This is a genomic window from Arthrobacter sp. TJ-263, assembly GCF_058269155.1.
Genome location: NZ_JBZCNE010000001.1, coordinates 852,479 through 866,455 on the forward strand (window position 1 = coordinate 852,479; position 13,977 = coordinate 866,455).

At 69.4% G+C, this 13,977-nt stretch carries 15 protein-coding genes and 1 tRNA gene; 8 read left to right on the plus strand and 8 right to left on the minus strand.

From position 1 onward, the window contains the following. Window positions 1-7: 7 nt before the first annotated feature. The 4 genes from AC4D2F_RS04020 to AC4D2F_RS04035 are packed head-to-tail and all read right to left on the minus strand — an operon-like array spanning window position 8 to window position 3,943. On the minus strand, window positions 8-1,300 hold the full coding sequence (locus AC4D2F_RS04020; RefSeq protein WP_490909567.1) for a glycosyltransferase: 1,293 nt from the start codon (window positions 1,298-1,300) through the stop codon (window positions 8-10). Next, a complete protein-coding gene (locus AC4D2F_RS04025) occupies window positions 1,297-2,298 on the minus strand; it encodes a glycosyltransferase (protein ID WP_490909568.1) in 1,002 nt (333 codons plus the stop codon). The genes AC4D2F_RS04020 and AC4D2F_RS04025 overlap by 4 nt, the downstream gene beginning before the upstream one ends. Beyond that, window positions 2,295-3,398, minus strand: coding sequence for a glycosyltransferase family 9 protein (locus AC4D2F_RS04030; protein ID WP_490909569.1), 1,104 nt, complete (start codon window positions 3,396-3,398; stop codon window positions 2,295-2,297). The genes AC4D2F_RS04025 and AC4D2F_RS04030 overlap by 4 nt, the downstream gene beginning before the upstream one ends. Further along, window positions 3,395-3,943: a D-glycero-alpha-D-manno-heptose-1,7-bisphosphate 7-phosphatase gene (locus AC4D2F_RS04035; RefSeq protein WP_104165556.1), complete on the minus strand. Its 549-nt coding sequence runs from the start codon at window positions 3,941-3,943 to the stop codon at window positions 3,395-3,397. Before AC4D2F_RS04035 ends, AC4D2F_RS04030 begins: the two co-directional genes overlap by 4 nt. Before the next feature lie 117 nt (window positions 3,944-4,060). Here AC4D2F_RS04035 and AC4D2F_RS04040 point away from each other — a divergent pair, with 117 nt between their 5' ends. Next, a complete protein-coding gene (locus tag AC4D2F_RS04040) occupies window positions 4,061-5,089 on the plus strand; it encodes a glycosyltransferase family 9 protein (protein ID WP_490909570.1) in 1,029 nt (342 codons plus the stop codon). Here the strand turns inward: AC4D2F_RS04040 and AC4D2F_RS04045 are convergent. Then, complete coding sequence (locus AC4D2F_RS04045; RefSeq protein ID WP_490909571.1) at window positions 5,086-5,913, minus strand: sigma-70 family RNA polymerase sigma factor; 828 nt, start codon at window positions 5,911-5,913, stop codon at window positions 5,086-5,088. The genes AC4D2F_RS04040 and AC4D2F_RS04045 overlap by 4 nt on opposite strands. Window positions 5,914-6,194: 281 nt before the next feature. Here AC4D2F_RS04045 and AC4D2F_RS04050 point away from each other — a divergent pair, with 281 nt between their 5' ends. Further along, complete coding sequence (locus AC4D2F_RS04050; protein WP_490909572.1) at window positions 6,195-6,611, plus strand: VOC family protein; 417 nt, start codon at window positions 6,195-6,197, stop codon at window positions 6,609-6,611. A gap of 180 nt (window positions 6,612-6,791) precedes the next feature. Here AC4D2F_RS04050 and AC4D2F_RS04055 read toward each other — a convergent pair whose 3' ends face one another. Further along, window positions 6,792-7,256 (minus strand): GNAT family N-acetyltransferase, encoded by a 465-nt coding sequence (locus AC4D2F_RS04055; protein ID WP_490909573.1) that lies wholly within the window; start codon window positions 7,254-7,256, stop codon window positions 6,792-6,794. 108 nt (window positions 7,257-7,364) lie between these two features. Beyond that, on the minus strand, window positions 7,365-7,712 hold the full coding sequence (locus AC4D2F_RS04060) for a hypothetical protein (protein WP_490909574.1): 348 nt from the start codon (window positions 7,710-7,712) through the stop codon (window positions 7,365-7,367). A 250-nt stretch (window positions 7,713-7,962) separates the two neighbouring features. On the opposite strand from AC4D2F_RS04060, the gene AC4D2F_RS04065 reads away from it, so the two are divergent. Continuing rightward, complete coding sequence (locus AC4D2F_RS04065) at window positions 7,963-8,628, plus strand: hypothetical protein (protein WP_490909575.1); 666 nt, start codon at window positions 7,963-7,965, stop codon at window positions 8,626-8,628. Between the two features lie 110 nt (window positions 8,629-8,738). Here AC4D2F_RS04065 and AC4D2F_RS04070 read toward each other — a convergent pair whose 3' ends face one another. Further along, window positions 8,739-9,110: a MarR family winged helix-turn-helix transcriptional regulator gene (locus AC4D2F_RS04070; protein WP_490909576.1), complete on the minus strand. Its 372-nt coding sequence runs from the start codon at window positions 9,108-9,110 to the stop codon at window positions 8,739-8,741. A 316-nt stretch (window positions 9,111-9,426) separates the two neighbouring features. Here AC4D2F_RS04070 and bcp point away from each other — a divergent pair, with 316 nt between their 5' ends. The 5 genes from bcp to AC4D2F_RS04095 all read left to right on the plus strand — a co-directional run bounded on the left by bcp (window position 9,427) and on the right by AC4D2F_RS04095 (window position 13,895). Further along, complete coding sequence (gene bcp / locus AC4D2F_RS04075; RefSeq protein WP_104165571.1) at window positions 9,427-9,900, plus strand: thioredoxin-dependent thiol peroxidase; 474 nt, start codon at window positions 9,427-9,429, stop codon at window positions 9,898-9,900. An 83-nt stretch (window positions 9,901-9,983) separates the two neighbouring features. After that, window positions 9,984-10,065, plus strand: a tRNA-Leu gene (locus AC4D2F_RS04080). A gap of 209 nt (window positions 10,066-10,274) precedes the next feature. Then, window positions 10,275-10,916 (plus strand): PAS and ANTAR domain-containing protein, encoded by a 642-nt coding sequence (locus AC4D2F_RS04085; RefSeq protein WP_490909577.1) that lies wholly within the window; start codon window positions 10,275-10,277, stop codon window positions 10,914-10,916. Between the two features lie 341 nt (window positions 10,917-11,257). Beyond that, window positions 11,258-11,959, plus strand: a complete 702-nt coding sequence (locus AC4D2F_RS04090) for a fasciclin domain-containing protein (protein WP_104165574.1) — start codon at window positions 11,258-11,260, stop codon at window positions 11,957-11,959. Between the two features lie 205 nt (window positions 11,960-12,164). Further along, window positions 12,165-13,895: an ABC transporter substrate-binding protein gene (locus AC4D2F_RS04095; protein WP_490909578.1), complete on the plus strand. Its 1,731-nt coding sequence runs from the start codon at window positions 12,165-12,167 to the stop codon at window positions 13,893-13,895. Window positions 13,896-13,977 lie beyond the last annotated feature (82 nt).

Here is a 13,977-nt window from a genome sequence, read left to right on the forward strand (position 1 = left end):
TGCGTGGTCACAGTGCCCTGCCTCCTGTGCTTTCGAGTCGACGCGCGGCACTACGCCGCGCGGTGGCCGGTTCTGCGGGTGCTGCGGCGGCGAGGGCCGCCTGGTAGGCCTTCTCCGTGTCGGCCGCGATGCGGCTCCACGAGTACCGTGCCTTGACGCGGCGGTAGCCGCTGGCGCCGAGCTCGCGGGCCCAGTCGGGCTGGCCCACGATGTCGGAGATCGCGGCGGCGATGGCCGCCGGATCCTGCGGCGGCACGTGCAGTCCGGTGGTGCCGTCCACCACGGTGTCGACGAGGCCGCCGACGGCCGCGGCGATCACCGGGACACCGCACGCCATCGCTTCGAGCGGGACGATCCCGAACGGCTCGTACCAGGGGGCGCAGACCACCGCGTCGGCGCTGCGCAGCACCGCGGGCATCTCCACCCGCGACACCTGCCCGCGCAGCACCACGCGGTCGGCGACGCCGAGATCGACGGCGAGCGCGCGGAGGCGCTGCGCCTCCGGGTCGTCGTCGAGTCCGGTCGAGCTGCCGGCGCCGCCCACGATGTGGAGTTCGACGTCGTCGCGGCCCAGGTCGGCGAGTTCGCGCATCGCCCGGATGACGAGGTCCATGCCCTTGCGCGGGACGAGCCGTCCCACGCTCACGATGCGGTGCGCGCGTCCGCGGCCCTCCACCGGCCCGTGCGGCGTGAACAGCTCGACGTCGACGCCGCACGGGGCGATCGACACGCGGCTCCCCGGGACCCCCATGGCCTTGAGCTCGAACACCTCGTCCGAGCAGGTCGCGACGATGCGGTCGGCGCTGCGTCCCACCATGGCCTCGAGCATGAGCCGCTCGGACGGGCTGGTGTCCTCGGCTCCCTGGTGGCGGCGCTTCACCGTACCGAGGGCGTGGAAGGTCTGGATGACCTGCACGGGCCGGCCGGCGGCGCGCGACCGTCCGGCGGCATCGAGGGCGGCGAGCCCGGACATCCAGAAGTGCCCGTGCACGATGTCCGGTGGTTCCGGCCCCCAGTCCTCCATGATGCCTTCGGCCAGCTCGCCCATGTAGGGCAGCAGCAGGTCCTTCGGGACGTTCCGCACGGGGCCCGCGGTGATGTGCACGACCTCCAGGTGCGGATCGGTGCGCACCCGGTCCGGCAGGGCCGGGTCGTCGCGGCGCGTGTAGACCGTCACGTCGTGTCCCCGGCGTGCCAGCGCGAGGGACAGCTCGGCGACGTGGACGTTCTGCCCCCCGGCGTCGACACCCCCCAGCGCGGCGAGCGGACTCGCGTGCTCCGACACCATAGAAATCCTCACTGGGCTTTCCTCTCTGTTACCGCCAGGACGCGGTGCCGCGTGGGTTCCTGCTCCAGGATGTCGTCCCAGTCGGCCAGGAACCGGGCCAGCCCGTACCGCGCCAGCACCGCCTCCCGTGCTGCCCGTCCCCGGGTCCGGGCCTCGTCGGGGTCGTCGATGAGCCGTGCCGCCATGCGGACGAGGTCGTCGACGCTCGTCGAGATCGCCCCCGCCTCGGGGGGCACCGCGCGTGCCGCCTCCGTGGTCGCCAGCGCGAGCACGGGGAGCCCCACGTGCATCGCTTCGAGGAGCGAGAGCCCGAGGGACGTCCAGCGCAGCGGGTGGACGTAGGCCCGGGACCGTCCCAGCCGTGCGTGCAGCTGCGCCATGGGCAGGTCGCCGCCGATGCGCAGCTCTCCGGGTGCGAGGTCGAGGGCATCGGCGAGCCCCTCGGTCCCCATCCCGAAGACCTCCAGGGGCGCGACACCCGCGAAGCGCGGCAGCAGGTCGGTGCCGGTGATCCGGCCGCGGCGCACCGGCTCGTTGATGACGGCGGCGAGCTGCTCCAGCTCGCCCGTGTAGAGGTAGCCCGGGTCCACGATGCCGTGTTCGATCACGGTGGTGTCTGCACGGCCGTTGTCCCAGAAGAGGGCGTTGAAGTGCGTGACGTGGACGATCGGGATGGTGGTCTGGCCCGCCAGCGGATGGACCGTGCCGACGATGTCCCGGCGCGGTGTGTTGTGCTCGAGGAAGACCGCGGGGAGGTCGCAGCCCGGGGTGCGCCGCAGGAGCCGCTCGCACTCGGCGATCTCCGCGACCCTCTGCAGGACGACGACGTCGATGTCCGCGTCGGCGAGGTCATGGGGTGCCACCTCGATGACGGAGGCCGGCCAGTCGCGGCCCGCACGGCCGAGACCCCAGGCTCCGCCGTCCGGCGTGGTCGGCAGCACATAGGTGTGCTCCCCCCGCACGAAGGCGTCGGTCCACCCTCCGTGCACGTGCCATAACAGGATCCTCATCGGTGTCCCCTCGTTGGTCGGCGGCCCTCGGTGCGGCCGATGCTGCGGCGTGAGCCGAGTGACGATATCCCGGAGCTGAGCCGGAGCACGGCGTCCATGACGTCCTCCGGGGAGACGCCGGACAGGCAGGGATGCCCCTGCACGGGGCAGACGCGGGCCCGGCTGAGCGCGCAGGCCGCGTCCTGGTCGCCGAGCAGTTCCACGGGCACACGGTAGGGCGCCCAGCGTACCGCCGGGACCACGGGCGAGAACAGGCAGACGACGGGCGTGCCGACGGCGGCCGCCAGGTGCGCCGGCCCGGTGTTGCCGGTGACGATGACGGACGCCCCGGCGATGACGGAGCCCAGCGTGGCGAGGTCCGTCCTGCCCCCGAGGTCCAGTGCCTCGGGGCCCGCGACCGTGGACGTCAGGTCGGTCTCGTTCGGCCCGCCGGTGACGACCACTCGGAAGCCCGCGGCGGTCAGGAGCTCGACGGCGGCCGCGTGGTGGAGCGGGGGCCAGGCGCGCGCGGGCACGGTGGCACCCGGGTGGACGACGACATAGGGTCCGCTGCCGACGAGGCCGGAGGCGTCGGTGAGGCCCGTGACCTGCAGCCGGCCGTCGTCCTCCGGGGGCAGGGCGTAGCCCGCCGCCTCGGCGATGCCGAGCGCCCGTTCCGCTTCCGGCTGGTCCTCCGGGAAATCCTCGCCCGGCTTGAGCCGGACGTCGAGGAGCGATCCGGCGTAGTCGACGGACGCCCCCGCGATCCGGCGGACGCCGGCGAGCCGGAGCAGCAACGCGAGCGGCAGCGGCGACTGGTGGAACGAGGTCAGGAGTACGGCCTCGTCCACGGCGAGCGCCACCACGGCTTCGTGCAGCTCGGTCATCAGCTCCGGCGTGGGCTCGGGGGCCGGGTCCACGATCCAGGGGGCGGACCAGGTGATGACGTCGACGACGCCGGGCAGCAGCCGCGCGGCAGCGGCGCCCTGCGGCCCGCACAGCATGACGACGTCGTTCGGGGAGTCCCCGTGGTCCCCCGCGGCGATGGCACGGACGGCGGGCCCGGCGAGGAGGACGTCGCCGGCGCTGTCCAGGCGGGCGACGAGGACCCGGCGCCTCACGGCGCCCCCGTCCACAGCGTGTCGACGGCCTCGGCGAGGGTCCGTGCGACGGCGGGAGCCGACCGGATCTCGTCCTCGAGCGTGACGCTCGTCGGGACGAGGACGGCCCGCGCACCCGCGGCGGCCGCGGCTCCCATGTCCGCCCCGATGTCCCCGATCACGGCGACGTCCCGGGCCTCGAGCCCCAGGCGGGAGCTGGCCGCCAGGACCATCCCCGGCGCGGGCTTGCGGCACGCGCAGCCGTCGTCGGACCCGTGGGGGCACAGTTCCCAGACGTCGAACGGTCCGAGCAGTTCCTCGACGCGGGCGTTGACGGCGTCCACCTGGTCACGGGTGATGAGTCCCCTCGCGATCCCCGACTGGTTGGTCACCACTCCCACCGGGATGCCGCGGGAGCGCAGGCCGTCGAGCACCTCGCGCGCCCCGGGCATGGGCCGGACGAGCGCGGGATCGCCGTTGTAGGGGACGTCCACGACGATCGTCCCGTCGCGGTCGAACAGGACAGCCCGGGGAGCTGTCCGCGTGGGTCCGGCCGAAGTATGCATACAGGCTTAGTTCCCGGACAGGAGCACTGCTAAACACTTTCCGTCGAACTTCTTCCCGGGAGGCGCTCTCGCATGCCCCGCGAGGTGCAGCACTCATCCTCTGGCAGGATCATTCCCATGACTCCCGAGGGCACCAGCACCACAGGCACGTCCGCTCGACCGTCCGGGCCCGATTCGGGGCCCGGTCCGCGGCCGGTGGCGGCCTCGACCCCCGCACCGGACGGGCGCCCCGAGATCCTGGCGCTGCGGGCCCTCAAGCTCGGGGACCTCCTCGTGGCGGTGCCCGCGCTGAAGGGGTTGCGGCGCGCCTTCCCGGAGCACCGCATCCTCTATGCCGCCCAGGAATGGCTCCGTCCGATCATTCCGCTCACGGACGCCGTCGACGACCTGCTGCCCACCCATGGTCTGGACGACCCCCTGCCCATCGAGCACGGCCGGATCGACCTCGCCGTGAACCTCCACGGGAGCGGCGGGGAGAGCCGGGGGCGTCTCGAGGAGATCGGCGCACGACGCCGGATGGGGCACCGCTCCCGGGGCTGGGACGGACCCGAGTGGCGCACCGGCATCCTCGAGCGTGAGCGGTGGGCGTCGCTCATGACCTGGCACGGGGTCCCCGCCGACCCCCTGGACTGCAGGCTCCGTGTGCCCGACGTCGGGAATCCGGCGCCGGGCGCGGTCGTCGTGCATGTCGGGGCCGCCTACGGGAGCCGGCTCTGGCCTGTGGAACGGTTCGCCGAGGTTGCACGCACCCTGGCCGCCGCCGGACACCGGGTGGTGTTCACGGGTAGCGCCAAGGAGCGTCCGCGCGCCCTCGCGGTCGCCGACGCCGCGGGCCTGCCGGAGGCTTCGGTCGCCGCCGGGGCCCTGCCGCTCGACGTCTTTGCGGGACTGGTGGCCGGCGCTTCCCTCGTGATCTCCGCGGACACGGGGGCGGCACACCTAGCCTCGGCCTATGCGCGGCCCTCCGTGGTGCTGTTCGGGCCCGCGCCGCCCTCGGAGTGGGGCCCGCCGCCCGGACCCCACACCGTCCTGACGGACGAATCGGTGCGGGTCGGTGAGACGTTCTCCGCCACACCGGATCCGGCCCTCCTCGCCGTCACCGTGGACCATGTGCTGGCCGCGGCGGCGGACCACGGGATCTCCTAGGCGATACCGGACCGCACGGGGTGCTCGGCCTCGGCGACGGGGGCGCCCAGGAGCCTCTTCTGCAGCTTCACCAGGATGCGTGCCAGCGCCCGCGAGACCTGCATCTGGGACATACGGAGGTCGTCGCCGATGCCCTGCTGGGTCTGCTCCATGAAGTACCGGCGGTAGAGGAGTTCCTTCTCGCTGCCGCTCAGTTCGTTGACCGCACCGCGCAGGGAGATCAGGTCGTCGCTGCGCTCCGCGCCCCAGGTATCGCTCGCCAGGGTATCGGCCCACGTGCGCCCCTCGACGGGCGCGTCGAGCGACACCGGCCGGAGGCTCGACGAGCAGGCCTGCGCTTCGAGGACCCTGCCCTCGGGCCGGCCGAGCTCGAGCGCCAGCTCCCGGGCGGTGGGCTCCCGGCCGAGCCGCTGTGCCAGGGCGGGAGCCGCCCGGGCGATCTCCGTGCGGAGGTCCTGCACCTCCCGCGGCGGCCTGACGACCCAGCAGGAGTCACGGAGGTAGCGCTTGATCTCACCGCTGATGGTGGGGACGGCGAACGAGGCGAACGCGATGCCACGCGAAGGGTCGAAGCGCTGCACTGCCTTGATCAGTCCCAGATAGGCGACCTGACGGATGTCGGCTGCTTCGGGGCCGCTGACCGCGAAGGACCGCGCGACCGATTCGGCGATGTCCAGGTGCCGCAGGGCGATGTCGTCCTGCAGGGCGGCTTTGAGGGGCCTGTCCCGAGGTGCAGGACCGGCCTGAGCATCCACGGCAGCTGCATCGGCGGAACGGCTCGGGCGCGCCAGGACGGTCGGCCGGGCTTCGGCGGTGGTCTGCATGCTGTTCTCCGATGGGCGCTGGACACTCACGTGTCCCAACCAAACATCAGCACGCTTAGTAAGCAAGGGTGCTCGGCAAGAAAAGCACAATCAGCCGGGGGTCTTCCCTTTTCCGCCGCGTGGAGGTACGGCACGGTGGTCCGTGCCGGCCGCCGCCGGGCATCGTCCCTTCCGATGGCTTCGGACCGTTGTCACGGCGGGTGCGTGGTGGCAGGATCACAGCGGGGTCACCCTGGGACCCCCGTGAAGTCATCGCACACGAGCGCATCGAGGAGTTGTTCATGAACTGGACGCTGGAGGTCGTGGTCGTGCCGGTGGCCGACATCGACCGCGCCAAGGCCTTCTATTCCGACAAGCTTGGCTTCGTGGTCGACCACGACATCACCATGGGTCCCGGCCACCGGCTCGTTCAGCTCACGCCGCCGGGCTCCGGCTGCTCGGTCGTGATCGGCGAGGGGGTCGTACCGCGGATGCCCCCTGGCTCCCTCCAGGGACTGCAGCTGGTCGTCCCGGACGTGGTCGAGGCGCACGCGCAGCTCGTGGAGCGCGGCGTCGACGTCGGCGATATCCAGGTGATGGGCGGTGACCCGGATGCGGTGCGGCAGGGCGGGACGGCCCTCGACAACGTCGGGTTCGTGTTCTTCAGCGACCCGGACGGCAACGGCTGGGCGGTGCAGCAGATCTCCGCGCGGGCCTGATGGGGCGTCAGAAGCCGCATGGAAGTGCCACTGCCGGGTTCAGTGCAGCTCTGTCGAATTGCCCCCACTTCCCCCGTTAGGGAATGCTCGCTGCTACGCCGGCGCCGCCGTCCGCATGCGGAGGGCCGGCGAAACGCTTCAGGGCGCTCCCATCAGAACCGCGGCCGATCGACGATCCATCTACGGGAATGCCTTCCCTCGCATGCTGAGGTCCTTGAACGCGACCACCTCACCGAAGAGTTCCTCTCCGGTGGGAACGAAGCCGAGCTTGAGGTAGAACCCTTCCGGACCATGCTCGCCTCGCTCCCACAGGACGGAGATGCGCTCCACGCCGCGGTCACGGGCCTCCTCTTCCAGGGCATTCACGGCGAACCGTCCCACGCCGCGTCCTTGAGCGGACGCGGCCACGCTGAGTCGCCAGATGCCGGCGCGGAATGCTTCGAGTTCGTGGTCGGGATCGAAGTTACCCATGATGAAGGCCAGCACGTCGTCGCCGTCAACCACGACCCGTGGCCAGGCCGTGGGGTTCACGTAAGCTTCGGCGATCGATTGCACAACCGGTGCGACGAAGGCCTCCTGTTCGGGCCGGAGCGTGATGCCGACGGCCTTGCCGAGGTTCTCCGGAGTCAACGGCACAAGTCTCATGAACCGACGATAGGTGCAGTTGCGGTCACGTGCGGTCCTGATCGGCGAACAGCAACAGGCGCTTCAGTCGACCCTTACCGGACAACGAGGCGTGCTGGACCGGCGAGTTCAGAACTGGAGATTCTCCGGGATCAGCTCTTTGGCACGATCCGTGATTTCGAAATACAGCTTCATGACCGGGCCCAAGGGGTCTTCTACGGGGGCGTCGTCGAGCCACGCCTGCATTCGGGAGGACAGCCCGGCGCCCGCTTGATCCCACAATTGAATGCGATCGGGAAGTATCACACCGACGCGGACGTAGTCCGCCGCTTGATGGAGCACGGCCCACTCGATGGAGTCTCGCCTGACGTTCAGTGAACCGCGGTCCCGGAGTTGCTCTCCGACTTCAGCAAAGAGGATCCAGTCACGCCACCCTCGGGAAAGTGTTGTGAGGTCAGGAACCGGAACCAAGGTCATGGCCGTCCTTCCAGATGCATTCCCAGCGATACGGTCCCACCCTACCCATACCGAGCCCGGCCCTCCCGCCGAGCGGTCGCCCGTCGGGCGTTTCGCTGGTGGGTGCGACGATCGTTGTCGGGGATTGGTCGCGTAATTGCCCATGTGGCGGTCGAGGGTCGATCAGAATGAGGTTATGGGAAAAACACGTCGGCCTTGGATGGGATCTCTGATCTTCAGCGCGGGGGTGTTGCTCGCTACGGTCGCGGTCATGGTCTTCGTCCCGACGGAGCAGGTGATTCTGGAAGTCGGCGTGATGCTGGCAGGACTATGTCTGGGGGCTGTGTGTACGCGGTGGGGCGTCGCCCGGCGGTGGATGGGCTCCGTCGTTCTCGTGTCATTTCTGGCAGTGTGGTTCGCCCTGGGCACTGCGGGGTATGCCTGGTTCGGCGGGTTCCTTGCGGGTGTCTGGCTCGGAGTGGCGTGGGGGCGGGCTGGTAGGACGCGCGTCGTCGAACCGGCGGCACTCTGGACTGTCAACGAGCAGGGCTTCCAGAGCGTCGCGGACGCCGGTGCGGCCGCGATCGGCGCGCTGCATGCTTTGAATGGCACGACGCGCGGGCGGTTGGTCGTCGAGTACGGGTCGGCTCGCTTCGAGGCGGCCGGGAGTGCGGCGTCCGGACTTGTATGTCATCGCACCGCCCGAGGTGAGCAAGATGGCTCGTGGGCTGTCCTGTCGCAGGCTGGAGGGACGGACGACGAGGGTGTGGAGGTGCCGATGGGTCCGGTGACGGCTCGCATTCCTTTGCGCTTCGTGCAGGAGGCTGGACCAGTGGAGGCGGCCCTGAAAGATTTTCTGAGAAGTCCTGAATCAGAGTTGCCGAGTCCGGACTGGATCCTCGGCAATGACGCTGCGGCGATGCGCCTCAGGTCCTGATTCCCCGGCACCGCGCCGACAATGGATGTCGGCCCCCTTTCCGCCCACGCAAGATACCCCTACCTCCCGGGCGAGGGGCTTTCATCAGGACACTGGGTCCCGCAGTCGGGTCAGCTGGGCACGGTAGGGACGGTGGCAGCGGGCCCGGCAGCGTTGGAGCCCTCGGCTGCGACACCCTCGCTCGAGGCCGCGCCCGCCGCTGTGTAGTTCCAGCGCGGCGCACCGAGTTCCCGGATGACGGTCTTCAGGTGGCTCCGCAGCTCCTCGGAGACCAGACCCCCGCCGGCCACCAGGGTGCGCTCGATGTCCTCGGAGGCCTCGAGGACCTGGCGCCCCGCGGGCGAGATCGAGACCATGTGGGAGCGCCGGTCCAGATCGTTCCGCACACGCGTGACATGGCCCCTGGATTCCAGCCGGGAGAGGGTCTTGCCCATCGTCTGCGCCTGCACACGCACGATCTGGGCGAGACTCGCCTGCGTCATTGCTCCCTGATCAGCGAGGACACCGAGGGCTATCACTCCGGCGTGGGTCACTCCGATATCGACCAGACGCTCATTCCATGCGTGCTCGACCAGACGCGCCGCTGTCGTCAGCAGTCGACCGGTGGGCCATTGCTCCAGATCGGGCATAGAACCGTGCACTTCCTCTCGCTCACGAGACCGGCGGCCGCCATCGGCGTCGGACCTTCCAACTATGATAGCTAGGCTGGCTGCCCGATCTCTCCATTCCGGCCACCAGGGCCCCGGCCCTGCGGCGCGTCCCGCGACGCCGCCGTCCCATCGATTCCCAGGAGCATGCATGTCGCAACGACTGACCACGGGCGCTGGTGCCCCCGATTTCACGCTCAGGGATGCCTCGGGCCGGGACGTGACGCTGTCCTCCCTCAGGGGCACCAACGTCGTCGTGTACTTCTACCCGGCCGCCGCCACTCCGGGCTGCACCACCGAGGCCTGCGACTTCCGCGACAACCTGGCCTCGCTCGGCGCGGCCGGTTACAAGGTGCTGGGAATCTCCCCGGACCCGGTGGGTAAGCTGGCCGCCTTCTCCGAGAAGGAATCGCTCACCTTCCCCCTCCTCTCGGACGAGGACCACGCGGTCGCCGAAGCGTACGGGGCGTGGGGCGAGAAGAAGAACTACGGGAAGACCTACGAGGGCCTCATCCGCTCCACGGTGGTGGTGGACCCCGAGGGCAGGATCGCGATGGCCCAGTACAACGTGCGCGCCACCGGTCACGTCGCGAAGCTGCGTCGCGACCTCGGGATCGACCGGTAGGAAGTTTCCAGGAACCACGGACGCCGATCCATTGGCGTTACAGTGAAGGACAAGGAATGCCCTCCGCGTGAGCGGCATCCCGAGCGCGAGTGGCGGAATTGGCAGACGCGCTGGATTTAGGTTCCAGTGTCTTCGGACGTAGGGGTTCAAGTCCCCTCTTGCGCACGGTAGGACGCACAGGCAGAAGCATTCCCGCGGGCTTGGGCCCGCCACTGTCAGCATGTGCTGATCGCGTTCAGTCATGGCGATCGAGGACGTACCGTCTCGCCAAGACCTGCGTCGATTTGTTATCGTGTCGACTTTGGAGTCGAGTTGAGGAAACAGCTTGGCTCAAGCACGGCGAACGGCCAGCTGTGACCCCTGCAAGTGAGAACTTGACCCCCCTACCGGGGGCTGTATCCGGTATCGAGTACTTCGTTGGTTGCCCGACCGGCACCGCCGAACAGTACTTCTTTGATGGCGCTCTCCGGTGGTCGGACGGGCTGTACCGCATCCACGGCTACGAGCGCGGCGACATCATCCCCACTCTTGACCTGTGCCTGTCCCACATCGAACCCCCCGACCGCGATGCCGCCCGCAACTTCTGGGACGGCCTCTCCTCGACAGGGGGGCCCACATCGATATGCATGTCCATCCGTGACCTCAAGGGGCGAGCCCACAAGGTCCTCATCTTCGGCGACCGCATCCTCGACGGCGCGGAAGCGATCGGCCGGATGATTCTGGTCGTGGACCTCACCCGTTCGATCCACTCCGATACGCTCCAGGTCGCGAACGAAGCTGTCACCGCCTCGGCAGCGGGCCGCGCGGTCATCGAGCAGGCCAAGGGCGTCCTCATGGCCTTCGCCGGCATGAACGCCGCAGAAGCCTTCGACCGGATCACTTCATACAGCCAGCGAACGAATGGCAAGGTCCTCATCGTGGCGCAGGAGATCATCGACTGCGCAGTCAAGCTCACCCCCGAGAATCAGCACCAATCCCGCGAGCAAGCCTTTCTGGACCTCGTCGTCGCACATTGAGTCATGAACTGAACGGGCGCCCGATGTCGCAGGCAGCGGCAGTGGGTGACCCAGAGCCCCTCCGTGATGGCGCCAGCTGATCAGAGGCGCGGCAGCTGGTGACCACTGCCCCCTCCTGCGCACCATCACCACCACGCACCGGACCGGACCGACGCCGCATCCGCCCGCATCGTCGCAGGTCACGGCCCGGTCGCGGAATCGGCCTGGGATACCTTCCCGAGAAATCCGACCCATCCACCTCTCCGGCACGCCCGAAGTACCTCCGAGACATCGACACGATGTGTTTCACACGACAGTCACAGACCGAGGCAGATGCCGGGTCGTAACTATGGAGGAATTTCATGCAGATCACCAAGCGTAGGAACCTGTCCATCCTGGGTATCGCGGCAGTCTCGATGTTCGGCCTCGCGGCCTGTGGCGGAGGCGACGAAGCAGCGTCCGGTTCGGACTCGAGCAGCATGGCCGAGGAGACCACCATGGCCAGTGAGTCCCCCTCGATGGAGGCCAGCATGAGCCCCTCCGCTGACGCCATGATGGACCCCGCAGCGAACCTCGTCGGCCCCGGTTGCGAGGGCTACGCCGCTGAAGTTCCCGAGGGCGACGGATCGGTGGCCGGCATGGCGCTCGATCCCGTGGCGACCGCCGCCGGCAACAACCCCCTCCTGACCCAGCTGACCGCTGCCGTCTCCGGCGGCATCAACCCCGAGGTAGACCTCGTGGACACCCTCAACGGCGGCGAGTTCACCGTCTTCGCACCGGTCGACGACGCCTTCGCGGCACTGCCGGCCGAGACCGTCGAGGGCCTGAAGACCGACACCGACGGCCTCAACAGCATCCTCACCTACCACGTGGTCCCGGGCAAGATCCAGCCGTCCGAGCTCGAGGGCACCATGCAGACCACGGTCCAGGGCGCGGAGCTGGAGGTCACCGGTTCGGGCGACGAACTCCAGGTCAACGGTGCCAACGTGATCTGCGGCGGCGTCCAGACCGCCAACGCCGTCGTGTACCTGATCGACACCGTCCTCACGCCCCCCGCCGGCTAAGGACTCCCCCGCCTCCCTGGCGCATCCCTCTAACATGTCCCAGGGATCACGGACGGGCCCTCGCACCCCTCGGGGTGGGGGGCCCGTTCGTGTATCCGGACCGGCCAGTCCCTGGGCGGGCCGGACAGGACCATCGCCTACACTGGGGCATTCCAGCCACCGGCCCATGACGGACCGGCCCCCTGCCCTTCGGAGACCGACGCCAGTGAACAACCCTGCCGCGCGCCGCACCAGCCACGCACGGGCGACCCACGGTGTGAAACGCGTCGCCGCTATGGCAGCCGCCCTCGTCTCAGCGGTATCGCTCGCCTCCTGCACGGTGGGCCAGGTTCCGTCCCCCGAACCCGTGACGACGACGTCGGCCCCGGCCTCGGACGCCGCCACGTTCACGTTCGGCACGGCCGCGCATCCCCGCACGCTGGACCCGGCGCTCGCGAACGACACCGAGTCCTACCGCGTGAGCCAGCAGATCCTCCAGGGACTCGTGGGCGTCGATCCGCTGACCTCCGAGCCGACGCCGCTCCTGGCGGAATCCTGGGACGAGTCGGACGACGGGCGGACCTACGAGTTCACCCTGCGCGACGACGTCGTCTTCCAGGACGGCGAGACGTTCGACGCCGCCGCCGTGTGCGCCAATTTCGACCGCTGGTACACGCTCCCCGAGAGCGCGCGAGCCGCTACGAACCGGCTGCCCTTCGAGAACGTGTTCAAGGGATACTCCGACACCCCCGAGGTGAGCCTCTACGAGGACTGCACCGCGACCTCGGCGCACACCCTGGACCTCCAACTCACCTCCCGGATCACGGGGCTGATCCCGGCGCTCGCCACACCCGCCTTCGCCATGTCCTCGCCCGCCGCGCTCGAGGCCGGTGCTGCGGACGAGTTGACCGGGACACGGGACGGCGCCCCCATCTCCCGCTACGGCCAGGCGCCCGTCGGAACCGGACCGTTCCGACTCGTCTCCTGGGAGGAAGGGGATGTGGAGCTCGCGTTCTTCGACGACTACTGGGGTGAGCGCGGCGAGGTGGATCGCGTGGTCTTCACCACCATCGCGAACCCCGACTCCCGGGCGCGCGCCCTGACCTCGGGCCGGATCGACGGCTACGACTTCGTGTCCGTGGACAGCGCCGTCGACCTCGCCCGCAACGGTCTCCAGTTCCTGCAGCGCGATCCGTACTCCGTGCTCTACCTGGGCATGAACCAGGGCTTCCCCGGCGTCGACGACCCCCTGTTCCGCGAAGCCGTAGCGCACGCCATCGACAAGAGCGCCCTCATCGACGGCCGTTTCCTCAACGGGACGAAGCCGGCCCGTCAGTTCATCCCCGAGAAGCTCGGTGTGAGCAACGAGACGGTCGAGGATTACGGCTACGACGTCGAGCTCGCCAAGGACCTGCTCGAGCGCTCCGGGTACGACGGGCGCGAGCTGCCCTTCTACTATCCCCGCAACGTCTCCAGGGCCTACCTGCCCTCCCCCGAGAAGGCCTACGCGGAGCTGAGCCGGCAGCTGACCGAGGCCGGCTTCAACATCAAGCCGGTACCCGTCGACTGGAGCGAAGGCTACGTCGAGGCGGTCCAGCAGTCCGGGGACCGGGCGTTCCACCTGCTCGGATGGAGCGGCAGCTACCAGGACCCCGACAACTTCGTGGGTGCACTCTTCGGCATGTACTCGGAGGAGTTCGCCTATGAGGACCCGCAGCTGTTCAGCAAGATCAACCGGGCACGGGGACTGCCTGCGGGCGAGGACCGCACCGAGGCCTATGCGGACATCAGCGCGCAGGTCTCCGACCGGATCCCGGCCGTCCCGCTCGCGTTCCCGATCTCCGCGCTGGCGATGAGCCCGCGCGTGACGACCTACCCCGTGAGCCCCGTCATGAACGAGGTCTTCAACCGCATCGACCTGGCCGATGTCGAACCCCGGCCGACGCCGTCGGACTGAGCTGCCCGGCACGGCATCCCGGGGGCGGCCGCGACCTCAGGACGATTTAAGTTCGGTCACCACCAGACGCTAGTGTTTGTCT